General features: G+C 61.8%; 22 protein-coding genes. 6 read left to right on the top strand and 16 right to left on the bottom strand.

All coding sequences use genetic code 11. The features are described 5' to 3' along the window. Positions 1-6: 6 nt before the first annotated feature. Positions 7-375 carry a phosphoribosyl-AMP cyclohydrolase gene (gene hisI / locus BUB78_RS00855; protein ID WP_073194035.1) on the bottom strand — a complete coding sequence of 123 codons (369 nt, stop codon included), beginning with the start codon at positions 373-375 and terminating at the stop codon, positions 7-9. A 67-nt stretch (positions 376-442) separates the two neighbouring features. Between hisI and BUB78_RS00850 the strand changes: the two genes are divergently transcribed. Next, entirely contained in the window at positions 443-898 is a 456-nt protein-coding gene (locus BUB78_RS00850; RefSeq protein ID WP_073194034.1) for an iron-sulfur cluster assembly scaffold protein, read from the top strand. Positions 899-905: 7 nt separating this feature from the next. Here the strand turns inward: BUB78_RS00850 and BUB78_RS00845 are convergent, their stop codons facing one another. The 6 genes from BUB78_RS00845 to sciP all read right to left on the bottom strand — a co-directional run bounded on the left by BUB78_RS00845 (position 906) and on the right by sciP (position 7,218). Then, positions 906-1,175, bottom strand: a complete 270-nt coding sequence (locus tag BUB78_RS00845) for a hypothetical protein (protein WP_139279219.1) — start codon at positions 1,173-1,175, stop codon at positions 906-908. Between the two features lie 410 nt (positions 1,176-1,585). Then, positions 1,586-1,708, bottom strand: coding sequence for a hypothetical protein (locus tag BUB78_RS21370; RefSeq protein ID WP_281248824.1), 123 nt, complete (start codon positions 1,706-1,708; stop codon positions 1,586-1,588). Between the two features lie 107 nt (positions 1,709-1,815). After that, positions 1,816-3,906 carry an ATP-dependent DNA helicase RecG gene (recG, locus tag BUB78_RS00840; RefSeq protein ID WP_073194032.1) on the bottom strand — a complete coding sequence of 697 codons (2,091 nt, stop codon included), beginning with the start codon at positions 3,904-3,906 and terminating at the stop codon, positions 1,816-1,818. Beyond that, positions 3,903-6,023 carry an NAD-dependent DNA ligase LigA gene (ligA, locus tag BUB78_RS00835; protein ID WP_073194031.1) on the bottom strand — a complete coding sequence of 707 codons (2,121 nt, stop codon included), beginning with the start codon at positions 6,021-6,023 and terminating at the stop codon, positions 3,903-3,905. Before ligA ends, recG begins: the two co-directional genes overlap by 4 nt. Positions 6,024-6,126: 103 nt before the next feature. Beyond that, positions 6,127-6,843, bottom strand: coding sequence for a response regulator transcription factor CtrA (gene ctrA / locus BUB78_RS00830; RefSeq protein WP_073194030.1), 717 nt, complete (start codon positions 6,841-6,843; stop codon positions 6,127-6,129). A 96-nt stretch (positions 6,844-6,939) separates the two neighbouring features. Continuing rightward, a complete protein-coding gene (sciP, locus tag BUB78_RS00825) occupies positions 6,940-7,218 on the bottom strand; it encodes a CtrA inhibitor SciP (protein WP_073194029.1) in 279 nt (92 codons plus the stop codon). 123 nt (positions 7,219-7,341) lie between these two features. Between sciP and mnmA the strand changes: the two genes are divergently transcribed. Beyond that, the gene (gene mnmA, locus BUB78_RS00820; RefSeq protein ID WP_073194028.1) at positions 7,342-8,487 is read left to right on the top strand and encodes a tRNA 2-thiouridine(34) synthase MnmA; all 1,146 of its coding nucleotides are present in this window, start codon (positions 7,342-7,344) and stop codon (positions 8,485-8,487) included. Positions 8,488-8,559: 72 nt separating this feature from the next. Here mnmA and hflX read toward each other — a convergent pair whose 3' ends face one another. From hflX to trkA, 4 genes are all read right to left on the bottom strand, one after another. Next, a complete protein-coding gene (gene hflX, locus BUB78_RS00815) occupies positions 8,560-9,816 on the bottom strand; it encodes a GTPase HflX (RefSeq protein WP_170865005.1) in 1,257 nt (418 codons plus the stop codon). Positions 9,817-9,833: 17 nt separating this feature from the next. Beyond that, positions 9,834-10,073 carry an RNA chaperone Hfq gene (gene hfq / locus BUB78_RS00810; protein ID WP_073194026.1) on the bottom strand — a complete coding sequence of 80 codons (240 nt, stop codon included), beginning with the start codon at positions 10,071-10,073 and terminating at the stop codon, positions 9,834-9,836. Between the two features lie 137 nt (positions 10,074-10,210). Next, the gene (locus BUB78_RS00805) at positions 10,211-11,731 is read right to left on the bottom strand and encodes a TrkH family potassium uptake protein (protein WP_073194025.1); all 1,521 of its coding nucleotides are present in this window, start codon (positions 11,729-11,731) and stop codon (positions 10,211-10,213) included. Positions 11,732-11,734: 3 nt separating this feature from the next. Next, positions 11,735-13,114, bottom strand: a complete 1,380-nt coding sequence (gene trkA, locus BUB78_RS00800) for a Trk system potassium transporter TrkA (protein ID WP_073194024.1) — start codon at positions 13,112-13,114, stop codon at positions 11,735-11,737. Between the two features lie 31 nt (positions 13,115-13,145). Between trkA and BUB78_RS00795 the strand changes: the two genes are divergently transcribed. Next, positions 13,146-13,679, top strand: coding sequence for a hypothetical protein (locus BUB78_RS00795; RefSeq protein ID WP_139279218.1), 534 nt, complete (start codon positions 13,146-13,148; stop codon positions 13,677-13,679). 89 nt (positions 13,680-13,768) lie between these two features. Here BUB78_RS00795 and ntrX read toward each other — a convergent pair whose 3' ends face one another. From ntrX to dusB, 5 genes are read right to left on the bottom strand one after another with little or no spacing between them, the layout of a single operon-like run. Then, the gene (ntrX, locus tag BUB78_RS00790) at positions 13,769-15,181 is read right to left on the bottom strand and encodes a nitrogen assimilation response regulator NtrX (RefSeq protein ID WP_073194022.1); all 1,413 of its coding nucleotides are present in this window, start codon (positions 15,179-15,181) and stop codon (positions 13,769-13,771) included. 7 nt (positions 15,182-15,188) lie between these two features. Further along, positions 15,189-17,510, bottom strand: a complete 2,322-nt coding sequence (locus BUB78_RS00785) for a sensor histidine kinase NtrY-like (protein WP_084732707.1) — start codon at positions 17,508-17,510, stop codon at positions 15,189-15,191. Between the two features lie 51 nt (positions 17,511-17,561). Continuing rightward, the gene (locus tag BUB78_RS00780; protein ID WP_073194021.1) at positions 17,562-18,926 is read right to left on the bottom strand and encodes a response regulator; all 1,365 of its coding nucleotides are present in this window, start codon (positions 18,924-18,926) and stop codon (positions 17,562-17,564) included. A 13-nt stretch (positions 18,927-18,939) separates the two neighbouring features. After that, a complete protein-coding gene (locus BUB78_RS00775; protein ID WP_073194020.1) occupies positions 18,940-20,004 on the bottom strand; it encodes a two-component system sensor histidine kinase NtrB in 1,065 nt (354 codons plus the stop codon). Next, a complete protein-coding gene (gene dusB, locus BUB78_RS00770) occupies positions 20,001-20,975 on the bottom strand; it encodes a tRNA dihydrouridine synthase DusB (protein WP_170865004.1) in 975 nt (324 codons plus the stop codon). Before dusB ends, BUB78_RS00775 begins: the two co-directional genes overlap by 4 nt. 184 nt (positions 20,976-21,159) lie before the next feature. Here dusB and BUB78_RS00765 point away from each other — a divergent pair, with 184 nt between their 5' ends. The 3 genes from BUB78_RS00765 to BUB78_RS00755 are packed head-to-tail and all read left to right on the top strand — an operon-like array spanning position 21,160 to position 23,269. After that, positions 21,160-22,308 carry a bifunctional 2-C-methyl-D-erythritol 4-phosphate cytidylyltransferase/2-C-methyl-D-erythritol 2,4-cyclodiphosphate synthase gene (locus tag BUB78_RS00765; RefSeq protein WP_073194019.1) on the top strand — a complete coding sequence of 383 codons (1,149 nt, stop codon included), beginning with the start codon at positions 21,160-21,162 and terminating at the stop codon, positions 22,306-22,308. After that, positions 22,299-22,796: a phosphatidylglycerophosphatase A family protein gene (locus tag BUB78_RS00760; RefSeq protein ID WP_073194018.1), complete on the top strand. Its 498-nt coding sequence runs from the start codon at positions 22,299-22,301 to the stop codon at positions 22,794-22,796. The genes BUB78_RS00765 and BUB78_RS00760 overlap by 10 nt, the downstream gene beginning before the upstream one ends. After that, positions 22,793-23,269 carry a CinA family protein gene (locus BUB78_RS00755; RefSeq protein ID WP_073194017.1) on the top strand — a complete coding sequence of 159 codons (477 nt, stop codon included), beginning with the start codon at positions 22,793-22,795 and terminating at the stop codon, positions 23,267-23,269. The genes BUB78_RS00760 and BUB78_RS00755 overlap by 4 nt, the downstream gene beginning before the upstream one ends. Positions 23,270-23,419: the final 150 nt, after the last annotated feature.

Below are 23,419 nucleotides of genomic sequence, written 5' to 3'. Positions count from 1 at the left end.
AAATACTCAACCTGCGCTATCCATCGGCGCCATGATCTCGATTTCATCACCATTCCGCACAGCCTTGTAAAAACAGCTGCGCCGGTTGGTATGACAGGCCGGCCCGACCTGATTGACCGTGACCAAAAGACAATCACGGTCGCAATCCACCCGGAAATCCACCAAGTTCTGCACATGTCCGCTGGTTTCGCCCTTGATCCAGAACGCCTGGCGCGAGCGGCTCCAGTAGGTCACGCGCCCGGTTGCAAGCGTGCGTGCCACCGCCTCGCCATTCATCCAGGCCATCATAAGAACCTCACCGCTTGTCGCATCCTGGGCAATCGCCGGGATCAACCCGTTCGCGTCATACTTTAGTGTGGCCGGATCAAAGTCCATTGCGGAAAACCTTTTGCATCTGCGCGTCTGAGGCCTATTTATGGGGTCAGAACCGAAAGGGAAAGCCATGAGCGGCGAAACTGACCTGATCAAACTCTACTCGGCGCGCATTCTCGCGCTCGCGGCGGATATTCCCCATCACGGGCGGCTTGGTGCGCCGGATGCAAGCGTCAAACGGCGTGCCCCACTCTGTGGTTCGACGGTGACCGTCGATATCACCTGCGAGAATGGCCGCATCAGCGACTATGCCGCCGAGGTCAAGGCCTGCGCCCTGGGTCAAGCGGCCGCCTCCGTGGTGGGCGAGCATATCATCGGCTGTAATCTGGCGCAGGTGACAGCGGCGCGTGACGCGCTGAAAGAGATGCTGAAACACGACGGCCCGACACCGCCCCCGCCGTTCGACGGCCTCGAGGTGTTGCGACCGGCGCGCGATTACAAGAACCGCCACGCCTCGATCCTTCTCACTCTCGAAGCCGCCGTCGAGGCGATGGAACAGGCCAAAGCCCAAAGTTCCTGCGCCTGAAGGGCGCCTATTCCTGCATGGCGGCCAGATGTTCGATCAGGGCCAGGACTCGTGTGCGAACATAGGTCTCGCGGCTCGGCCCGAAATCATAGGACAGGTGCTCTTGCGCATCGAGCTTATAGCGGTTGCCCCATGCCGGCATTTCGCGTGTGCCATGCGGGCCCAATTCAGTGCTGCCATCAATTACGCCATAGACGCGGGTCACCGGGAACACGCCGCCATTGTCTTTCTGAAGCTGTGTAAGATCCGGCAGGGTGCCGGTCAGGAAACCAGCCATCGGCCCCCCGCCCTTACCATCCATGCCGTGACACTGGGCACAGGAATTTCCGTATTCTATCGCTCCGAATGTGTTGTCTTGCGCAAAAGCCGACTGTGAAGACCCCAAAATCGCAACCATAGCAGCATAAGCTAGAATTTTCATGAGACTACCTCCCTAAACGAAAGGGAATGGTAGACCGGCATGCCATCGGTTAATTGACGTGGGTCAATCCGTTCCGCAAAAAAAACCGCCGCGCGTTCGGGTGAACGGCGGCGGCAAGGTAAGCGAGGTTTGCGGACCCTGTCACGCTTATCGGGGGAATGAGGCAAACCCCGAAAATAGCAAAGGAACAGGCAGAAACTTTGGCACCCCGAAGTTGGGACAGAGGGGGTGCAGGCGACAACAGGGTCACCCCGCCAGGCAGAAACTCAGAACAGTCCGGGCAAATAGAGCGCCCCGACCAGGGTTATCATCAGCGCCGCGGCACCCAGGGCATCGGCCAGCAACGTGTCTTGCGACCGGGCGGCGGCTGTCTTGATCTGGTGCAACATGGGGCGCTTCCTTTTGAAAACCTTTTGTTGCTCCTTTGTTCTCATTTCCGTTAACCAAAGTAAAGAACTTTTTAAGAACATTTGTGAACTATATGGAACGAATTTCTCTAACCCACTGAAATCAAACGAATCGCTTGATCCTGTTCCATCAGCCACAAGAGAACACGCGCCGCCGTGCCACGCGGTGTGGTTAACTCCGGGTCATCGTGCAAAAGCTTGCGCGCATCCGATTGCGCCACCGCCATCAGTGCCGATTGCCCTTCAAGGTCTGCCACCCGAAACCGCGGCAGGCCCGATTGCGCGGTGCCGATAAGATCACCCGCGCCGCGCATTTCAAGATCGACCTCGGCGATGCGAAACCCGTCATCGGTATCGCGCATGGTGGTTAGCCGACGTTCTCCGCCTTCGCTCAGCGGCGCCTGATATATCAAAAGACAGGTCGAGGCTGCCTCGCCCCGCCCGACCCGGCCGCGCAATTGGTGCAACTGCGCCAGACCGAAACTTTCGGCGCGCTCAATCACCATGATCGAGGCATTGGGCACATCCACCCCCACCTCGATCACCGTCGTCGAGACCAGCACCGATGTTTCACCGCGCTGAAAGGCGGCCATGGCCGCGTCCTTATCCTCGGGGGGCATCTGGCCATGAACAAGGCCGACGACACCCTCGCCGAACACGGCGCGCAATCGCCGGAATCGCTCTTCGGCGCTGCTCAGATCGACGCTTTCGCTTTCCTCGACCAGCGGACAGACCCAATAGGCCTGCCGCCCCTCGGCAATCGCGCGGCGCATGTGCTCGATCACCTCGTCCATCCGTGCCATGTTCACCAGCGCCGTCTTGATCGGTTTGCGGCCGGGTGGTTTTTCATCCAGGATGCTGACATCCATATCGCCATATTGCGCAAGCGCCAGGCTGCGCGGGATCGGCGTGGCGGTCATCACAAGCACATCCGCCTGCGCGCCCTTCTTGCCAAGCTCGAGACGTTGGCGCACACCAAAGCGGTGCTGTTCGTCGACAATCGCCAGCCGCAGATCGCCAAATTCCACGTCCTTTTGAAACACCGCATGGGTACCGACCAAAATCTGGATGTCGCCCCGCGCGAGCGCCACCAGTTTGGCGCGCCGCTCGGCGCCCTTGTCGCGCCCGGTCAGGATCTCAAGAACCACGCCGGCACTCTCGGCAAGCGGGCGCAGGCCTTGCAAATGCTGACGCGCCAGAATCTCGGTCGGGGCCATCATGACCCCCTGCCCGCCTGCCTCAACGGCAATCAGCAAGGCCTTGAAGGCGACCAATGTTTTGCCCGCCCCCACATCGCCCTGCAACAGCCGGTTCATCCTGAGGGGGGCCGCCATATCCTCGGCAATCTCGGCAATCGCGCGGGTCTGCGCCCCGGTCAGCGTATAGGGCAGCGCCTCTAGCACCCTGGCCTGAAGTTTGCCGGTGCCAATCGTCGCGCGCCCCTTGGCCCGGCGCAATCTCAAACGCGCAAGCGCCAGCGTCAGCTGATGCGCCATCAACTCGTCATAGGCCAGGCGTTCGCGGGCGGGATGCGCCGCCGAGAGATCCTGAAAATCCTGCGGCGCATGCGCCGCGCGTATCGCATCGGCCCAATCGGGCCAGCCGGCCTGGGCCTTCTGCACCGGGTCGATCCATTCGTCGAGGTCGGGCACACGGGCAAGCGCGCCCTGCTGCGCCTTGACCATCATCTTCTGCGTGACCCCGGCGGTCAGCGGATAGACCGGCTCGAAATCGGGGATATCGCCACTCTCATCGACCGGCAGCATGTGATCGGGGTGCACCATCTGGGCGATCCCGTCGAAGAGTTCCACCTTGCCCGACACCACGCGCCGCGCGCCGGTGGGCAGGATTTTGCGCAGGTATTCGTCGCGGGCATGGAAAAACACCAGCTGAAACGTGGTTTCCGCATCCTCGACCGTCACCCGATAGGCCCCACCGCGCCGACTTGGGGCGCGGTGCTGGCCGATGACGACCTCGACCGTGACCACACCGGGCAGATCGGCACCCTGCACCGTGGTTCGCTTGCGCCGATCCACCCCCGTATAAGGCAGCGTGAACAGCAAATCACGCGGGCGCGTCACATCAAGCGCGGCCAGATTCTGCACGGTTTTGGGCCCCACGCCGGGCAGCGTCTCAAGCTCCGCGAACAGCGGAAACAGGATTTCGGGGCGCCCGCTCATGTCTGGCCGATCAGGTCAAGCCAGCCGTCTTCGTCCAGCGTCTCGATGCCAAGCTCGGCGGCCTTTTTCGCCTTGGATCCGGCGCCGGGCCCTGCGACCAGAAGGTCGGTCTTCGCCGACACGCTTCCGGCGACCTTGGCGCCAAGCGCCTCGGCGCGCGCCTTGGCCTCGGCGCGGGTCATTTTCTCAAGCGTGCCGGTGAAGACAACGGTTTTGCCCGCCACGGGGCTGCTGCTGGTGTCCGGGCGCGCGGCGTCTTGCACGTCAAGATGCGCCACAAGCCGGTCGATGCCAGCGCGTTCATTGGCCTCGCCAAAAGCGCCCACAAGCGAGCGCGCCATCACTTCGCCGACGCCGTCGATGCCCAAAAGCCGCTCCCATTCGGGCCCGTCAAACCCTTGTGCGGCGTCCATTGCCTGCGTGAAGTCCTCCCAGCTGCCATAAAACCGCGCGATCGTGTTGCTGGCGGCCTCGCCAACATGACGGATACCGAGCGCGAACAGCAGGCGTCCAAATGGTATTTTCCGTTTTTCGTCAATGGCCTGAAAGAGGTTCTTCGCGCTCTTTTCGCCCCAGCCCTCGCGGTTCTTGAGCTGTTGCATCCCGCTGCCATAGCGCGCCTCAAGCGTGAAGATATCGGCCGGTTCCCTGATCCAGCCATCGCGGTAGAACTGTTCGACCTGCCTGGCCCCAAGCCCTTCGATGTCAAAGGCGGCGCGGCTTACGAAATGTTTCAGCTTTTCAACCGCCTGCGCGGGGCAAATCAACCCGCCGATGCAGCGGCGCACCGCATCGCCCTCTTCGCGCACCGCATCCGAGCCGCATTGGGGGCAGGTGTGAGGGAAGGCGTAGGGCACGGCATCCGCGGGCCGCTTGCTCAGGTCTACATCGGCGATTTTTGGAATCACGTCGCCCGCGCGATAGACCTGAACCCAGTCACCGATACGGATGTCCTTGCCATCACGAATTTCCTCGCCCTTGCTGTCACGGCCAAGAATGTAATCCTCGTTGTGAAGGGTGGCGTTGGAGACCACAACGCCGCCCACGGTGACAGGGGTCAGGCGCGCGACCGGGCTAAGGGCACCGGTGCGCCCGACCTGAATGTCGATCGCCTCAAGCCGGGTCCAGGCAAGCTCGGCCGGGAATTTATGTGCGATCGCCCATCGCGGCGTGGTCGAGCGAAAGCCAAGGCGGTGCTGAAGGGCAAGATCGTTGACCTTGTAGACCACCCCGTCGATGTCATAGCCCAAGGTGGCGCGGCGCTGTTCGATGCGGGCGTATTCGGCCAGCAAGTCATCCGGCCCGGAACAGAGTGTGGTCATCGGATTGGTCTGAAACCCGAGGGCGGCAAGCTGTTCAATCGCGCCCATTTGGGTGTCGGCCAGCGGCGCGCTGACCTCGCCCCAGGCATAGGCGAAAAACCTCAGCGGGCGCGCGGCGGTGATTTTCGAATCCAGCTGACGCAATGAGCCGGCAGCGGCATTGCGCGGGTTGGCGAAGGGCTTGTCAGACCTTGCGGCCTGCCGTGCATTGAGCGCCTCGAAGTCGGCGTGGCTCATGTAGACCTCGCCGCGTACCTCAAGAATGTCCGGCGCGCCGTTCAAGGTCTGGGGGATATCGGAGATCGTGCGCGCATTGGCGGTTACATTTTCACCCACCTGCCCGTCGCCGCGCGTTGCCGCCTGGATCAACCGACCGTTTTCATAGCGCAGGCTCAGGCTCAGGCCGTCAATCTTTGGCTCGGAGGTATAGGCAAGATCGGCCTCTTGCCCAAGACCAAGATAGCGGCGAATGCGGGCGTCAAATTCGACCACGTCATCGTCGTCAAAGGCATTCCCGAGACTGAGCATGCGCACCGCATGGGTGATCTTGGCAAACCCTTCGGACGGCGCGGCACCGACCATTTCGCTGGGGCTGTCGGGGCGTTTCAGATCGGGAAAGAGCGCCTCGATCGCGGCATTGCGGGCTTTGAGCGCATCAAATTCCGCATCCGACATGACCGGCGCGTCGTCGGTGTGATAGGCCTCATTGGCTACGGAAATAAGCGCGGCGAGCCGTTCTAGCTCTTGCCGCGCCTCATCTTTGCTCAGGCTTTCAACCGTGCGCGTATCGCTCATGGGCCCCTCTGTCCTTTTCTGCCGAGGGCGTTTCACGCCCCCGATCGTTCAGGTCAAAGTGATAGGGCCCTGTCTGCCAGAGGTCCAGATGTCACGGCACCCTTCAGGCGCCAATCGCAACCCTTTGGTCATCCATCTCGCTCGGATCAGGATCGCGCAGCACATATCCACGCCCCCAGACCGTTTCGATGTAATTCGCGCCGTCGGTCGCTTCGCTGACCTTCTTGCGCAGCTTGCAGATGAAGACGTCGATAATCTTGAGCTCGGGTTCGTCCATGCCGCCGTAAAGGTGGTTGAGGAACATCTCTTTGGTCAGCGTCGTGCCCTTGCGCAGCGACAGCAGCTCAAGCATCTGATATTCCTTTCCGGTCAGATGCACGGTTTTACCGCCCACATCCACCGTCTTGGCATCAAGGTTGACGTTGATCTTGCCGGTACGGATGACCGATTGCGAATGACCCTTTGACCGGCGGATAATCGCATGAATGCGCGCCACAAGCTCTTCGCGGTGGAACGGCTTGGTCAGGTAATCATCCGCCCCGAACCCAAAGCCCTTGATCTTGCTTTCGGTGTCATCGGCGCCCGACAGGATAAGGATCGGCGTATCAATCCGCGCCATGCGCAGTTGACGCAGAACATCATGGCCGTTCATATCCGGCAGACCAAGATCCAGCAGGATCAGATCATAGTCATAGAGCTTGGCCAGATCGACCCCCTCTTCGCCCAGATCGGTCGTATAAACGTTCAGGTTTGCATGAGTCAGCATCAGTTCAATGCTTTTCGAGGTTGTCGGATCGTCCTCGACCAGTAGTACGCGCATATGGGTTCTCCACAGATCAGTGCTTCATTAAGATCAACACTCGTCAAAAATGGTTAACCACCCGTTACCATTGTAGGAACAATCTGACAACACTCCCTAAAGTTGTCGATAGCCATTGAACGCCGTTACCTTCAGAGCTTTTTCCCCATGGCTGCTGACGGCGCTGATCCATGCGTCGAATTCCTCACCGCTCAATCCATAGGTCTGCATCGCCTCGTCGCGGGTGATAAGCCCATAGGCCACCCCGCGCACCACGGCCAGTTTGCGCGAGGCCACCCATCGCCGGGTATCGGCGGGGGGCAGGTCTGCGCGACTCAATATCGTGCCATCCGGCAGGTTGACGGCCCTTGGCCCTTCCACTTTCTTCAGATACATCACTCTCACCCTTCTTCTGATGTCGACCAAAATGACCGCATCAGGCTTAACGGCAGGTGAAACCGGGGCTTGAGAATGATTAGGATTTTCCTATATTCTGAACGACCCTGATCGGAGGCCGATATGGCGCTTGATAGTGATAAACCCCTGAATTCTCTTGGTTTTGCAAAAGACCCGGCCGATACCCGCGTGGTTGTGGCGATGTCTGGCGGCGTCGACAGCTCTGTTGTGGCGGCTTACCTTGCGGAACAGGGCTATGATGTGGTGGGGGTAACCCTGCAACTTTATGATCACGGCGCGGCCCTGGCCAAGAAGGGCGCCTGCTGTGCGGGGATTGATATTCACGACGCGCGCCGGGTCGCAGAAGACGTCGGGTTTCCGCATTATGTGCTGGATTATGAAAACATTTTCCGCGACGCGGTGATCGACGAATTTGCCGACAGCTATCTTGCGGGGGCAACACCGGTGCCCTGTATCCGCTGTAACGAGCGGGTGAAGTTCAAGGACCTGTTGCAAACCGCGCGCGATCTTGACGCCGATTGCATGGCGACGGGTCATTATATTCAGCGCAAGACCGGTTTGAACGGCGCGGAATTGCACTGCGCGGCTGATTCGAATCGCGATCAGTCGTATTTTCTGTTCTCGACCACGGCTGAACAGCTCGAATATCTGCGCTTTCCGCTTGGGCATTTGCCATCCAAGGACGCCACCCGCGAGCTGGCGGCGAAATACGGATTGCAGGTCGCCGACAAGCCCGACAGTCAGGATATCTGTTTCGTCCCCGATGGCAATTACGCCAGCGTGATCGAGAAACTGCGCCCCGGCGCGGCAGACCCCGGCGAGATCGTGCATGCCGATGGCCGGGTGCTTGGGACGCACGAAGGGGTGATTCATTATACCATCGGTCAGCGCCGCGGCCTTGGCATCGGCGGGCTTGCCGATCCGCTCTACGTGGTGCGCCTTGATGTGGATGCCAAACAGGTCATCGTCGGCCCCAAGGAGATGCTCTCGACCCGAAAGGTGCCGCTGCGCGAAATCAACTGGCTCGGCGATGAGCCGCTGATGTCGCGGCCTGAATGGACCGTGGCCGTCAAGGTGCGCTCTACCCGACCGGTGCGCGAGGCAATCCTGCGCCCGATTTCGGAAACCGAGGCCGAGGTCGAATTACTCACGCCCGAAGAGGGCGTGTCGCCGGGGCAGGCCTGTGTGTTTTATGAGCAGGACGGCACGCGGGTGCTTGGCGGCGGCTGGATCTGGCGCGGGTACTAAGCGCGCGCGATCCGGGGCAACGGCAGGATTTCGAGTATTTTTGCCAAGAAGAAGCCGGGATGCGGGATTTGATCAGAGGTCTCTGAACTGCGCCTCCTGGCGGGCGGACCAGCGCAGCGTGAGATCAAAGCCGTCTTCGGTCTGGGTTTCGGCCTCGACCAGGTCTCTTTCAAACAGCCAGGCGCGTTTGCGCCCCGCGTCAAAACCAAGATGAAGCTCGGTGACATGGGTCACATCAGCCAGAGCCTCGGTAATGGCGTCGACGAGATCATCAATGCCCTGTCCGGTGATGGCCGAAAGGGCCTGAACATGATCAAGCCGGGCGGCCTTGGTCAGAGTGGCGGCGCGGGCGTCGTCGTCAAGCCGGTCGATCTTGTTCCAGATTTCGATCTGGGGGGTCGTGTCCTTGACGCCGAGGCTGTTGAGGATGGTGGTGACATCTTGGGCCTGCGCCTCGGTCTCGGGATGCGAGATGTCGCGCACATGGCAGATCAGATCGGCGGCCAGCACCTCTTCCAATGTGGCGCGGAACGAGGCGACGAGTTCGGTGGGCAGGTCGCTGATAAAGCCGACCGTGTCCGACAGGATCACCTCGGGGCCGCCGCCGGGCAGCTTGATGCGCCGCATGGTCGGGTCAAGCGTGGCAAAGAGCATGTCCTTGGCCATCACCTCGGCCCCGGTCAGGCGGTTGAACAGGGTGGATTTGCCGGCGTTGGTATAGCCAACGAGCGCGACAATCGGGAACGGCACCTTGGCGCGCGCGGCGCGATGCAGGGCGCGGGTTTTCACCACCTTCTTGAGTTGACCGCGCAGGCGCACCAATTGCTCGTCGATGGCGCGGCGGTCGGCCTCGATCTGGGTTTCGCCGGGGCCGCCGACAAAGCCCAATCCGCCCCGCTGGCGTTCAAGGTGGGTCCAGGCGCGCACGAGGCGGGTGCGTTGATAGGACAGCGCGGCCATCTCGACCTGAAGCACGCCTTCACGGGTGGCGGCTCGGTCGCTGAAGATTTCCAGAATCAACCCGGTGCGATCGAGAACCTTGACGTCCCAAGCCTTTTCGAGATTGCGCTGTTGCACCGGCGTGACCGGGCCATCGACCAGCACCAGCTCGGTCTCGGAGGCCTCGATCGCCTGGCGCAGCTCTTCAAGCTTGCCCTTGCCGAACAATTTCCCGGCATCGGGTTTGCGCAACCGCACGACCTGCGCGCCGACCACCTCGAGCTCGGGCAAGGCATGCGCCAGCGACACAGCTTCTTCCAGAGCGAGATCGGGATCGCGCTCTGACCCGGCAGAGGGAATTTCGGGATGAATGACCCATGCCCGTGTCACGGGGCGCGCGTTATCGGTCAATTGGTGTCTTCACCATCATAGAGGTTAACCGGCTGCGACGGCATGATCGTCGACACGGCATGTTTATAAACGAGCTGGGATTGCCCATCACGGCGCAGCAGGATGCAGAAGTTGTCAAACCAGGTAATGACCCCCTGCAATTTGACCCCGTTGATCAGGAAAACCGTGACCGGGATTTTTGTTTTGCGAACCTGATTGAGGAACGCGTCCTGCAAATTTTGTCGATCAGAAGCCATTTACGTTCAAAGCCTTTATTCTTGCACACATCGCGAACCGATGCCTGAGGATCTTGCATATGGCGCGAGTATGTCTTGCCCGCGCATGACTTTCCAGCCTAAAAATGCAATCGGGGTGCGGCACCCCGCCCCCTGCCCTAATCGCGCCAGACCGCAGGGTTCAGCAAGGCAATCATCGCCAAGGTCTCAAGCCGTCCCAGCACCATCGCCGCGCCATAGCAGAGCTTGGCACCCGCGCTCAGCTCGAACAGGCGGATTGGCGCCTCACTGGCCAGAATGATCAGGGGCCCGGTGGTGGAAAGCCCCGAAATCGACAGGATCAGCGACGATTCGAAATCCTGGCCAAAGAACGCGAGCAAAAGCGTAACAAAGGTCAGCGACATCGCGAACAGCATGAAGAAGACCCAGGCGATATAGGCGCCATGCCGCCTGATCCGCCGCCCGGCCCGCGTCGAGCGCCCGACAGAGGACGGATGCACAAGGCGCTCAACCTCGCGCTTGCCATGCAGGTAGAGCGCATAGACCCGCAAAAGCTTGACCCCGCCGGCGGTGGTGGCGACGCCGCCGCCGACAAGCGACAGCCCCAAAAGCACAAGCCCCGGCGTGCCAAGTCCGGACCAGTCACGCGCCGCCTGCCAGTCGGCGCTTTCGAATCCGGTGGTCGAGAGGAACGACATTACGGTGAACATCCCGCCCCAAAAGGCACGCAGGCCCACGGCGAAATTATCGGCCTCGACCACCTCAAACGCCGCGATCCAGTGGCGCGCCACCAACAAGAGCGGAACCCCAAGCACAAGCATCACGCCAAGCCGGAATTCCGGGTCATAAAACACACCGGGTCGCGCCGATGTGATGGTGTCGGACGAAAAGGTCAGCCGCGACAGGGCAAACAGCATGAACAGGAAAATCGCGAACTCGCCGCCAAAGCCCGCGGCGCCGTTCTGCACCCCGCCAATCGAGGAAATCCCGCTTGTGGCCATGGTCGACATGGCATGCACCATCGCCACGAACGCACGCTCTCCGCCCATCATCAGGATCACCCAGAGCGCGCCTGTCAGCCCGATATACACAGGGGCCAGCCCGGCGGTGATCTGCGCCAGCCGCTTGGCCGGGCTGGCGCGCTGAAACCGCCCCGCGCGTGCGTCATCCTGCCCTGGCTCGGCGCGGGCCGTGACCTCGAACCCGCCCAGATTGAGCGGCGCCAGAACTGCCGAGGCCGAAATCCAGATCAAAAGCCCGCCGCCCCAGCCGACCAGGGCGCGCCACAAATGCAGACTGTCCACCAGCCGCCCCGCGGCCCCGAACAGCGTGGCCCCGGTGGTGGTAAAGCTTGAAACCATCTCGAAATAGGCATTCAGAAAGGTGGTGTTGCCGACGCCCTCGTAAAACGGCACCGCAAGAAACAGCGGCAGGATCAGATAGGCCAGCAAGAGCGACACAAGGTTCTGGCTGTCGCTGATCTCGCGTCTCTCGCGCCCCGACATGGCAAGGCCGATGATCATCACCAAAGCCATGCCGAGAATGGCGGAATAGCCAAAGGCGCGCGCCACGCTGGTGTCGTTGCGCATCAAGGCATCGATCATCGGCAGCAGCATCATGATCGCGGCCATGCCGGCGAGGATCAGGATAAGCGGAAAGGTGAGAACCCGGGCGATCATCGGCTAGAAGAAATCTATCGAGACCTGTAACAGCTGCTCGACCGCCGCCACATCTGCCGCCAATGCAAAAAGCACGATCACATCGCCCGCCTCGATCCGCAATCCGCCCGTCGGTTTGACGATCTTGTCACCCTTCTTGATGCCGCCCACCAGCACACCCTCGGGAAAGCTGATGTCTCGGATCGCGGCGCCGGCGAGCGAAGAGGTCGACATCACCTCGGCCTCGATCACCTCGGCCTCGGCGTCACCGATGGAATAGACCCCGCGCACCCGGCCATGCCGGATATGACGCAGGATCGAACTGACCGTGGTGGCGCGCGGGTTGATATAGGCGTCAATCCCGAGCGGCTCCAGCATCGGGATCATGGTCGGATCGTTGATCAGAGCGATAGCAAAGGGGCAACCTTCGGTTTTGGCGCGCACGGCGGCAAGCATGTTGGTCTTGTCGTCATCCGTCACCGCAAGCACCGCATCCGCGCGCGCAATTCCCGCCTCGGCAAGAAGGGCCGCGTTCAACCCGTCACCGTTAAGCACGATGGTACGCTCAAGCGCATCTGCGGCGCGTTCCGCCTGGGCGCGGTTGCGTTCGATGACCTTGGCGCGGATGCGCCCGCCGCTGCGCGTCTCAAGCGCCTGTGCCACCGCAAGGCCGATATTGCCGCCGCCGATGATCACCACCCGCTCCTGCTTCTTTTGCGACTTGCCAAAAACGTCGAGGGTGCGCGGCACATCCTCGATCGGGGCGAAAAGATAGCACTCATCACCCTCGAAAAGCTGATCCCCGGATTCCGGTGCAAACAGCCGCCCCTCGCGGCGCACCGCCAGAACGACCACCCGCAGCGTCGAGAACAGATCGCTCAGCTGACGCAACGGCGTGTTGAGAACCGGGCAATCCTCTTCAAGGCGCAAGCCCATAAGCTGGGCCTTGCCGTCCATGAACATCTCGGTGTCAAAGGCCGCCGGCGCCGCAAGCCGTTGCAGGGCCGCCACCGCGACCTCTCGCTCGGGGCTGATTACCACGTCGATCGGCATGTGATCGCGGCGGTAAAGATCGGAATAGATCGCATCAAGATAGGACTGGCTGCGCAGACGCGCGATCTTGCGGCTGATGCCAAAGACCGAATGCGCGACCTGGCAGGTCACCATGTTGACCTCGTCGGAATAGGTCGCGGCAATGATCATGTCGGCGTCGCGCGCGCCCGCCCGGTCGAGCACATCGGGGTAAGAAGCAAAGCCGGTGATCCCCTGCACATCCAGCGTATCGGTGGCCCGGCGCACCAGATCGGGGTTGTTGTCCACGACCGTGACGTCGTTGCGTTCGCCCGAAAGATGGCGTGCGATCTGCCAGCCAACCTGACCGGCCCCGCAGATGATGACCTTCATTTCCCTGCCTCATCCTGTCTGAGCGTGTTGCATGACAGAAGGGTTCGGGCGGGTCAATTCCTTTGTCCTCCTCCGCGATGGCGCTATACTGGCGGACATGTATCGGATCCGCAACCTCACCCTCTCGGCCTTCGTCCTGCTCGGCGCCTGCGCGCCGCTCTCGATCTATTACAAGGAAGGCGCCGATGTCGCCCAATCCGAGATCAACCTGACCCGATGCCAGGTCTCGGCCCTCAAAGAGGTGCCGCGCGACATCCGAACCCGCTATATTCCGGCGCGCTATGCGCCCTACACCCATTGCAACGCCGCCGGGTATTGCACCACGCGCTACACCATGATCAGCCCGCCGCGCACCGAAACCTATGATGCGAGCGCAAAGCTGCGCGACAAGGTGGTGGGTCAATGCATGGCCATGGCCGGCTACCGGCCGGTCTCGCTGCCGGCATGCGACGCGGAAACCACCCGTAAAACCGCGCTTACGGCCACCAAAACCCTGCCGCCACTGACGCCCAAAAGCTGCGCAATCCGGCTCAAATCCGGCAACTGGCAAATCGTCACACCCTGACCTGCCGTTTCTTCTTGCCTTAAATATCCCGGGGAGTGTGAGGGGCTGGCCCCTCCCCCCGCTCGCCGCAGGCGGAGCCGTTTACGGCTCTATCCCGCAGCCTTCTCTTCCGCATCTTCATCGCCATTGCGCGCGCCAGCCTTGCCACTGGTAACCACGCCAAGCGACTTTAGCTTGCGATGCAGCGCGCTGCGCTCCATGCCGACAAACTCGGCGGTGCGGCTGATATTGCCGCCAAAGCGGTTGATCTGGGTCAGCAGGTATTCACGCTCGAACGCCTCGCGGGCCTCGCGCAGGGCCATCGTTGCAATCGCCCCCGACAGAACCACGCGGCCCTCATCCGCCGACGCACCGGTTTCACCGGGCAATTCGCGCACCTGGATGGGATCGGCGCCCTCGCCCAGGATCAGCACCCGTTCGATCAAGTTGCGCATCTGGCGCACATTTCCGGGCCAGCGCATGGTCTGCAACAAGGCCGCCGCTTCATTGCTCACGCTGCGCAGCGGCAAGCCTTGGGTCTTGTTGAACATCTGGATAAAGTGATCCGCCAGCGCCGGAATATCCTCGCGCCGCTCCTCAAGGCTTGGCACCGCGATCGGCACCACGTTCAGTCGGTGAAACAACTCGCGCCGAAACCGCTCGGCGGCAATTTCGGCCTCAAGATCGCGGCTGGTCGAGGAAATCACCCGCAGATCGACCTGCACCTTTTCCGACCCGCCAACCCTTAAAAAGGTCTGATCGACCAACACCCGAAGGATCTTCGACTGGGTTCCGGGCGGCATATCGGCGACCTCGTCGAAATAGATCACCCCGCGATTGGCCTCTTCCAGAAGGCCCGGTGTCACCCCGCCCTCTTCGCTTTCGCGCCCGAACAGAACCTCTTCCATCCGGTCGGCCTCGATCGAGGCACAGCCGACACTGACAAAGGGCGCATCGGCGCGGATGGAATTGGCGTGGATATAGCGCGCCGCAAGCTCCTTGCCCGCCCCCGCAGGCCCGCTCAGCATGACCCGGCCGTTGGATTTCGTGACCTTGTCCAACTGTCCGATCAGGGTGCGAAAGGCGGGCGAGTCGCCAAGCATTTCGGCCGGCGACGTGTCGCGCCGCTTGAGAGCCTGATTTTCGCGGCGCAGGCGGCTGGTTTCCATGCCGCGCCGGATCACCACCATCAACTGGTCGATATTAAAGGGCTTTTCGATGAAATCATACGCCCCCTGCTTGATCGCCGCGACCGCGATTTCGATATTGCCATGCCCCGAGATGATCACCACCGGCACATCCGGATACTCGCGTTTGACCGTCTTGAGGATATCAATGCCATCCATCCGGCTGTCCTTGAGCCAGATATCAAGGATCAGCAGCGCCGGCTGTTCCCCGGCAATTTCCGCCATCGCATCGTCGGAATTTCCCGCAAGTCGGGTGGTATAACCCTCGTCCTGCAAAATATCCGCAATCAGCTCGCGAATATCGCGCTCGTCATCGACAATCAGAATATCACTCATGTGTCCCTCATACTGCCTTTTTGGCCTCTACTGTCTCTTGTGCCACTGTCGCCAGCGGCAGGCGGATCACCGCCATGGCGCCGGGATGGGCACCCTCTTCAAACGGGTCGGCATCTTCAAGCACCAGCGTGCCGCCATGCTCTTCGATAATCTTTTTCACGATCGGCAGGCCAAGCCCGGTGCCTTTCTCGCGGGTTGTCACGTAGGGCTCGAACAGGCGCGAACGGTCCTGGGGCAAGCCGACGCCATTGTCCGAAATCCGGATCACGGCCATCTGATCCTCGATTGCGCTGCGCACCCTGATCTGCGGGAAATGCCCCTCGGGCGCGCCCTTTTCCTGATAGCTTTCAATGGCTTCACCGGCGTTCTTGATCAGGTTCGTCAGCGCCTGGGCGATCATCGTGGCATCAATCTCGGCCCAGAGCGGCGCCTCGGCAAAATCGACATCAAACCGCACATCCGGCTGGCCGCTTTCCTGAAGCAAGGTCACGTCGCGCAAAAGCCGGGTCAGGCTTTCCTGCTTGGTCTGAGGCTCGGGCATGCGCGCGAATTTCGAGAATTCATCGACGATCCGGCGCAGGTCGTTGGTCTGGCGCACCACCACATCGGTGAGCTGTTCAAGGCTTTCGGCCTGATCCGGCTCAAGCTGGCGGGCAAATTTGCGCTTGATGCGCTCGGCCGACAACTGGATCGGTGTCAGCGGGTTCTTGATCTCATGGGCAATCCGGCGCGCCACGTCGCCCCAGGCCGCCATCCGCTGCGCGGCGACAAGATCGGTCACATCGTCAAAGGCAACCACATAGCCCTCGCGCCGCCCCTCGGCACTGATCCGCGTCGACATGCGCACCAGCAGGTTTTCCTGCCGGTTGCCGCGCGTCACCTTGATTTCTTCCTGCACGAAACCGCTCGGGGTCTTGCGCAGCTTTTCAAACAAAGCGCCGAATTCGGGTACGGCCACGCTAAGGGCGACGGATTGCTGATTTTCCTGCCAGTCCAAAAGCCGCTCGGCGGCGCGGTTCACAAAGGTCACGCGCCCCTTGGCATCCAGCCCAAGTACCCCGGACGAGACCGAGCCGAGCACCGAATCAAACAACCGGCGGCGGCGCTCGATCTGTTGGGTATTGGCCAAAAGCTTGTCGCGCTGCCCCTTGAGCTGGCGGGTCATCTGGTTGAAATAGGTGCTGAGCATGGCGATCTCGTCGTCGCCCTCTTCTTCGCGAACCTGGGTATCAAGATCGCCTTCACCAACCCGCTGCGCCGCACTTGTCAGCCGCCCGACCGGACGCGACAGACGTTCGGCAAACCACATGCCAAGCCAGATCGCGGCAAGGATAAGGATCACCGCAAAGCCAAGATACAAAAGTCCAAATTCAAACAACACCCGGCCCCGCTCGCTTTCGCGCTGCTTGTAGAAGGTGGCGGTTTCCTTGGTATCGTCCAGCAGGCTCAGGATCGCGCCATCGACATTGCGGCTGACGTATAACAGGCGGTCGGGGATCGCCGTCAGCGGCATCAGGGCGCGGAATTCGTTGTTGTCCCAGTCGCGGATCACGAGAACGCCCTCGTCATAGGCCTGTTTGATCTGCGCCGGTGTCGGGCGCTCGAAATCAAACAGATAGGATTGCTCGCCCCGCGCGCGAATCGCGCCGGTGCCGTCGATTACAAAGGCCTCGCGCAGGCCGCGCTGAATTTCGCGCTGTCCGCTCGATAGAACCTGGCGGATATCGCCGTCATTCATGAACACGGCCGCGCGCTTGGTGGCATTGAGAACCGAGGCCAGAACCTGAATGTCGGTCACAAGATCGCGGCGATGCTCTTCCTGATAGGCCTCGGCGGCGGCAACCGAGCTATCGACCACCCGGCCAACCCGGTCAGAAAACCACGCCTCAAGCCCCATGTTGATCGACAGCGTCGCGAAAACCGCGACCGTCACCGTCGGCACAAGCGCCATCAGCGCGAACACGCCCGTGAGCCGCAGGTGAAGCCGCGAGCCCGCCGAGCGCTTGTTGCGCGCCGCCACCATGCGCGCCACGCGCTGCATCACAAGGCCCGCGACCATCAGCACGTAAACCATGTCGCTGAGCAGAACCAGCCGAAGCCCGTTGGACGAGGCCCCCTGATCCAGCGGCCCCATCAGCAGATAGGTCAGAAGCGCCAGAAACGGCCCCAGAACCACAAGCCCCAAAGCGGCCCAGTTCTGCAACTGTTGCAAGCGCCGCAAACGGCTTATCGTGTCCCACGACAGGCGCCTTGTACGCAATTTGCGTGTCTGCGTTGCCACGCATGCCCCCCATCGGCTAGTGGGGTGGCGTGATGCCCCCCGCAACATCTGGACAATCCGGAGCGACGCGCCCCAAATAGTCACAGTCCTGTTGCAGTTTTACATCAACTTGCGGCGGCGTGTCACGTTAATATCCAGATCAGTTATCTTCTTGCGCAAAGTATTGCGGTTGATGCCCAGAAGGTCAGCGCATTTCGCCTGATTTCCGCCGGTGGCATCAAGGGCGATTTCCAAGAGCGGCATCTCGATCTCGCGCAGAATGCGCGCATAGAGCCCCGGCGGCGGAAGTGCCGTGCCATGCAGATCAAAATAGCGTTGCAAATGCCCCGCCACCGAGGCCGAGAGACTCTCGCCGCGCTGCTGGCCCATCACCGGCTCGGCGCGGGGCTGATTGCCAAGCACCGCCTCAACCTCGGAGCGGTTGATTTCCTCGGCCATCGCCGTCAACCCGATGCGGCGCACCGCATTCTCAAGCTGGCGCACGTTGCCCGGCCAGCTATAGGCACGGATAAGCTCTGCGGCCTCTGGCGAAAGATGGCGCGGCGGCTGACCGTCACGCTCGTCGCGGGCCAGGAAATGCTCGGCCAAAAGCGGAATGTCCTCGACCCGCTCGCGCAGGGCCGGCACGTCAATCACCGCGCCACTCAGGCGGTAATAGAGGTCTTCGCGCAGGGTGCCCGCCTCAAGCGCGCCGCCGGGCTGGGCCTGACTTGTGGCCATGAACCGCGGCACGTGATCGCCGGGCGCATCCATCATCCGCACAATGCGCCCCTGGGACTCGGGGGGAAGATCGGTGATCTCGTCCAGAACGATGGTGCCGCCCTTGGCCCGCGCCATCACCTTGGCGGGACCATCCATATCGCGCAGATCGCTCGGCGTTACGGTCACGAACGGCAGGGTGCGGCGATCCGAGAAATCATGAATCGCCTTGGCAATCAGCGATTTCCCCGTGCCCGATTCGCCACAGATCATCACCGGCAGGTCGGTGTTCATGATCCGCGCAACGACCCGGTAAAGCGCCTGCATCGCCGGAGTGCGCCCGATCAGCGGAAGTTCATCCGGGCGCTCGGCCTCGGTGTTGATGCGCGGCGCCGTACGCACCCGGCTTTCAAGCGCGCGCGCCGTGCGCTTCATCAGGTCAGGCAGATCAAACGGCTTGGGCAGGTAATCATAGGCTTCGGCCTCGGCCGCCTTGATCGCCGTCATGATGGTGTTTTGCGCCGAGATGACAATCACCGGCAAACCGGGGCGGTCGGCGGCAATCTTGGGCAGCATCTCTAGACCATTGCCGTCGGGCATCATCACGTCGCTGATCACCACGTCGCCCTTGCCCTCGCCGACCCACCGCATCAGCGTGGTCAGGCTTGAGGTGGCATGGACCTTGCACCCCGCCCGCGTCAGGGCCTGCGTCAGAACCGTCCTGATCGTGCGGTCATCATCAGCAACAAGTACCGTGCCATCCATGGCGTATGCTCCCTTATCCGTTGGTTACTGCGCGTTGCAGAGAAATCCGGAACACGGTGCGTCCGGGCACCGAGGTGACCGAAATCCAGCCGTCGTGGTCCGAAATGATCTTGGCCGCGAGCGCGAGCCCGAGGCCGGTGCCGTTTTCGCGCCCCGATACGAAGGGGTCGAACACATCATCGGCAATCTCGGGCGGAAGTCCCGGCCCGTCGTCGGTAATCTCGATTTGCAGCGGAAGCGCCTTTTCCGCGCCATCGCCCCCGCGCACCCGCAGGGATTGCTCGTAATAGGTTCTGAGACGGATCGTGCCAGGCTTGCCCCCGGCCGCCTCACTGGCATTTTTCAACAGGTTCAGCACCACCTGCAAAAGCTGATCCGCATCGCCGAGCGCCAGCGGCAGCGAGGGATCGTAATCCTCGACGAGCGCCATATGCGCCGCAAAGCCAAGCATCGCCGAACGACGCGCGCGATCCAGCACATCATGCAGGTTCACCGGCTTGAGATCGGGCGCGACGATATTGCCGAACTGTTCAACCCGCTCCAGCAGCGCGACGATACGGCGGCTCTCGCTGACGATCAGATCGGTCAGTTCAAGATCCTCGGGGCTGAGCGTCATCGACAAAAGCTGGGCCGCGCCGGTGATCCCGGCCAGCGGGTTCTTGATCTCATGCGCCAGCATCTCGGCCATGCCGATCGCCGATTTGGCCGCCGCCTTGACGCTGCTGTTCTGGGTCATCCGACCGGCAAGTTCGCGCGGGCTGATCAGCATGAGCATATGCCCCGCCTGCCCGGCCAGCGGCGAAACCTGCAAATTGCACTGCATCGGCGCGCGCTCGCCATTGCCGACATCGACGTCGTTGACGAACAGCGGCGCATTATTGGCACGCGCCCTCTCGAACGCCTCTTCCAGCGGCGCATTCACCGCCAGCTTGTCCCAGACCGGCTGACCGATCAGCGCCTTGGAGGAGGTCATCAAAAACCCTTCGGCGGCCGGGTTGATCCGCACGATCATGTCGCTGTCATCCAACACAATGGCCGGCACCGGAAGCGAGGCCCAGATGGCATCCTGGTCGATCATGCCGCCACCTGCCCCGGATTCGCATCCGCCATGGCCGCCGGGATCAGGGCAAGCACCTCGTCGATCTGCTTGCTGGTCAGAATGCGGCGGCGCAACGCCGCCTCGGTGCCGACCGCGTCCATATACCAGCCAAGATGCTTGCGCGCGTTGCGCAGCCCAAGGACCGCGCCGTAAAATCGGATCATTGCCTCGTAATGCTCGCCAACAAGCTCGGCCAGGGCCGCGCCTTGTGGCACCTTTGGCGCAGGCGCGCCGTAAAGCGCCGCCGCGACCTGGGCCAAAATCCACGGGCGCCCTTGCGCCCCGCGCCCGATCATCACCCCATCCGCTCCCGACAGGTGCAGCGCCTCGCGCGCTTGGGCAACGCCAGTGATATCGCCATTGGCAATCACCGGGATGCCAACCGCCTGTTTGACATCTGCAATCGCCGCCCAATCGGCGTTGCCTTTGTAAAACTGACAGCGGGTGCGCCCGTGAATGGTGATCATCGCGATGCCCGCGGCCTCGGCGCGTCTGGCGAGCTCCGGCGCGTTGAGCAGGGCGTCATCCCAGCCAAGCCGCGTCTTGAGCGTGACCGGCACCTTGACCGTGTCAACCACGGCCTCGATCAGGCTCAGCGCGTGATCGAGGTCCTTCATGAGGGCCGATCCGCTGGCGCCATTGCCCGCAGCACTCGTGACCTTTTTCGCAGGGCAGCCCATGTTGATATCAATGATCCGCGCGCCATTGGCCTCGACCATGCGGGCGGCCTCGGCCATCCAGTGCGCCTCGCGCCCGGCCAGTTGAACGGCAGTGTTTTCAATGCCAAAGCCAAGCTCGGCCTTGCCGCGCGCACAGGGGCGCGCCTGAACCATTTCCTGACTAGCGATCATTTCACTGACCACAAGCCCCGCCCCAAAGCCCGAAACCACGTTGCGAAACGGCAAGTCGGTGATTCCCGCCAGAGGGGCGAGCAAAACCGGGATCGTCATCGGGTGATCGGTCACTTGCAGGGTCACATGCCTAATCCTTGTGCAGCAAGGCTGTTCTAGCTGTGAAACCTGGCTGAAACAATGATCACAGGCCTAAATTACCGTCATTGAAAGTGCTATCGCCTATTTTTTAAGCAACCGCACGGCCATTGCGCTTGTCCGCGGCGCGGCATAAATCAAAGGCATGACAATCGCCGCCCTTATCGTCGCCGCGGGCCGAGGCCAGCGCGCAGGCACGCCAGGCCCCAAGCAATGGCAGCCGCTTGGCGGGCGCCGGGTGATCGACTGGACGCTGGACGCCTTTCGCGCCACGCCGTTGATCGACCGTATTCTCGTGGTGCTGCACACTGATGACCTCGGGCTTTTGCCCGACTCACCGGATTTCGAGGTCACGACCGGCGGTGACACCCGCGCCGGGTCGGTGCGCAACGGGCTTGAGTATCTGGCCGCGAATGGCGGCGATGTTACCCATGTCCTGATCCACGACGTCGCCCGATGCTGTATCACCCCGGCGCACATCGCCCAGATTGCTGCGCGGGTTCAAACCGGCGACACCCCCGGCGTGGCCCCGGCCCTTGCGGTGACCGATGCCCTTTGGATCGGCGCTGACGGACAGGTCGCAGGCACTCAGGATCGCAGCGGCCTTTACCGCGCCCAGACCCCGCAAGCCTTTGATTTTGCGGCCATCCTTGACGCGCATCGCGCCCATCCGGGTGGTGGCGCCGATGATGTCGAGGTCGCGCGCGTCGCAGGGCTTGCGGTAAGCATCGTTGAGGGCGATGAGAGCAACCTGAAAATCACCCATCCGCCCGATTTTACACGGGCCGAGAAAATACTGAGGGATCAAATGGATATTCGCATCGGCTCAGGCTTTGACGTGCACCGCTTTGGCGCGGGCGATCATGTCATGCTCTGTGGTGTCGCCGTGCCGCATGAGCGCGGCCTTCAGGGGCACTCCGACGCCGATGTTGGCATGCACGCGCTCACCGATGCGATCTACGGCGGGCTGGCCATGGGCGATATCGGGCGTCATTTCCCCCCAAGTGATCCGCAATGGAAAGGCGCCGAAAGCCATATCTTCCTGCGCCACGCGGTGAATCTCGCGGCGGAACATGGATTTAAAATCAACAATATAGACGTCACTCTTATCTGTGAGCGCCCCAAGATCACGCCCCATTCCACCGCCATGCGAGCCGCCTTGGCCGAGATCACCGGCGTCACGGTTGACCGGATTTCGGTCAAGGCAACCACGTCAGAGCGGCTCGGGTTTACCGGACGCGAAGAAGGCATCGCGGCACAAGCCGCTGTAACATTGGTGAAGACATGCGCGTAAGTCATTTGATTGCAACATTTTTCTGCGTCGGCCACCTGCGCCCGGCGCCCGGAACATGGGGGTCGCTCGCCGCCCTGCCGGCGGCTTGGGTGCTTCATGTGCTCGGCGGCCCGATCCTCTTGGCGCTCGGTGTCGCCCTCTCGTTCACATTAGGAGTGTGGGCCACATCACAGGAAACAAAGGGAAAAGATGATCACGACCCCTCCGAGATCGTGATTGACGAGGTCGCCGGACAATGGCTTGCGCTTTTGCCGGTCTCGATTGGCGCCACCCATGCAGGTGTGGACATGCTGGCGCTTTGGCCGGGTTGGGTTACGGCGTTCGTGGCGTTTCGCCTGTTCGATATCCTCAAGCCGGGCCCGATCGGCTGGGCGGACCGGCGCAATGATCCGCTTGGCGTGATGCTAGACGATATATTCGCCGGTATCGCCGCCGCGCTCTGCGTCATGGCGGGGGCCGCGATCTCGCACGGCCTCTTGGGCGCATGACGGTTTCCGAGATTCTTGCGCGGGCGCGTGACAAGGGCCTGCGCATCGCCACCGCCGAAAGCTGTACCGGCGGGATGATTGCCGTGCGCCTCACGGATGTCGCGGGTTCATCCGACGTGTTTGACCGGGGTTTCGTGACCTATTCCAACGCCGCCAAGCAGGACATGCTTGGCGTGCGCCCGGCCACGCTGGCGGCACATGGCGCGGTCTCGCAGGAGGTCGCCGCAGAGATGGCAGCGGGCGCGCTTGCCAACTCCCTGGCCGATATCGCCGTGGCGGTCACCGGCATCGCAGGCCCCGGAGGCTCTGAGCACAAGCCAGAGGGGCGGGTATGCTTCGGCCTTGCTAAAAAAGGCGCCGAAGCCGCCGAAACCCAGGTCGAAACCATCGACTTTGGGCCATTGGGGCGCGACGGCGTGCGCCGGGCAACCACCACGCATGCGCTAAACTTGTTGGCCAAAGCCCTGACCTGACTCGGCCCATAAATAGGGCAACTCTAAAAATACCAGCCTAATAAATAGGCGTTGCGCACATTGCCTGCTCTTTGTGCGCCCTCAAGAACAATTGCCTCTTTTTATATCGCCCTGCATTCGGTTGAACGCTCGCAAACTGACATATGCAGG

The sequence above is a fragment of the Roseovarius marisflavi genome, assembly GCF_900142625.1.
Taxonomy (GTDB): domain Bacteria; phylum Pseudomonadota; class Alphaproteobacteria; order Rhodobacterales; family Rhodobacteraceae; genus Roseovarius; species Roseovarius marisflavi.
This window is presented reverse-complemented; position numbering and strand designations above follow the sequence as displayed.

Bases quoted from the DNA above. Each gene is read 5' to 3' on its own strand.
- ntrX (WP_073194022.1), bottom strand. From the start codon at position 15,181: ATGAGTGATATTCTGATTGTCGATGACGAGCGCGATATTCGCGAGCTG.
- ctrA (WP_073194030.1), bottom strand. From the start codon at position 6,843: ATGCGCGTACTACTGGTCGAGGACGATCCGACAACCTCGAAAAGCATT.
- BUB78_RS21370 (WP_281248824.1), bottom strand. From the start codon at position 1,708: ATGTTGCACCAGATCAAGACAGCCGCCGCCCGGTCGCAAGACACGTTG.
- BUB78_RS00795 (WP_139279218.1), top strand. From the start codon at position 13,146: ATGACAGAAGGGTTCGGGCGGGTCAATTCCTTTGTCCTCCTCCGCGAT.
- ligA (WP_073194031.1), bottom strand. From the start codon at position 6,023: ATGAGCGATACGCGCACGGTTGAAAGCCTGAGCAAAGATGAGGCGCGG.
- sciP (WP_073194029.1), bottom strand. From the start codon at position 7,218: ATGTATCTGAAGAAAGTGGAAGGGCCAAGGGCCGTCAACCTGCCGGAT.
- mnmA (WP_073194028.1), top strand. From the start codon at position 7,342: ATGGCGCTTGATAGTGATAAACCCCTGAATTCTCTTGGTTTTGCAAAA.
- BUB78_RS00785 (WP_084732707.1), bottom strand. From the start codon at position 17,510: ATGTTGCGGGGGGCATCACGCCACCCCACTAGCCGATGGGGGGCATGC.
- BUB78_RS00760 (WP_073194018.1), top strand. From the start codon at position 22,299: ATGCGCGTAAGTCATTTGATTGCAACATTTTTCTGCGTCGGCCACCTG.
- BUB78_RS00755 (WP_073194017.1), top strand. From the start codon at position 22,793: ATGACGGTTTCCGAGATTCTTGCGCGGGCGCGTGACAAGGGCCTGCGC.
- BUB78_RS00850 (WP_073194034.1), top strand. From the start codon at position 443: ATGAGCGGCGAAACTGACCTGATCAAACTCTACTCGGCGCGCATTCTC.
- recG (WP_073194032.1), bottom strand. From the start codon at position 3,906: ATGAGCGGGCGCCCCGAAATCCTGTTTCCGCTGTTCGCGGAGCTTGAG.
- BUB78_RS00805 (WP_073194025.1), bottom strand. From the start codon at position 11,731: ATGATCGCCCGGGTTCTCACCTTTCCGCTTATCCTGATCCTCGCCGGC.
- BUB78_RS00780 (WP_073194021.1), bottom strand. From the start codon at position 18,926: ATGGATGGCACGGTACTTGTTGCTGATGATGACCGCACGATCAGGACG.
- BUB78_RS00845 (WP_139279219.1), bottom strand. From the start codon at position 1,175: ATGGCTGGTTTCCTGACCGGCACCCTGCCGGATCTTACACAGCTTCAG.
- BUB78_RS00775 (WP_073194020.1), bottom strand. From the start codon at position 20,004: ATGATCGACCAGGATGCCATCTGGGCCTCGCTTCCGGTGCCGGCCATT.
- hisI (WP_073194035.1), bottom strand. From the start codon at position 375: ATGGACTTTGATCCGGCCACACTAAAGTATGACGCGAACGGGTTGATC.
- dusB (WP_170865004.1), bottom strand. From the start codon at position 20,975: ATGACGATCCCGGTTTTGCTCGCCCCTCTGGCGGGAATCACCGACTTG.
- BUB78_RS00765 (WP_073194019.1), top strand. From the start codon at position 21,160: ATGACAATCGCCGCCCTTATCGTCGCCGCGGGCCGAGGCCAGCGCGCA.
- trkA (WP_073194024.1), bottom strand. From the start codon at position 13,114: ATGAAGGTCATCATCTGCGGGGCCGGTCAGGTTGGCTGGCAGATCGCA.
- hfq (WP_073194026.1), bottom strand. From the start codon at position 10,073: ATGGCTTCTGATCGACAAAATTTGCAGGACGCGTTCCTCAATCAGGTT.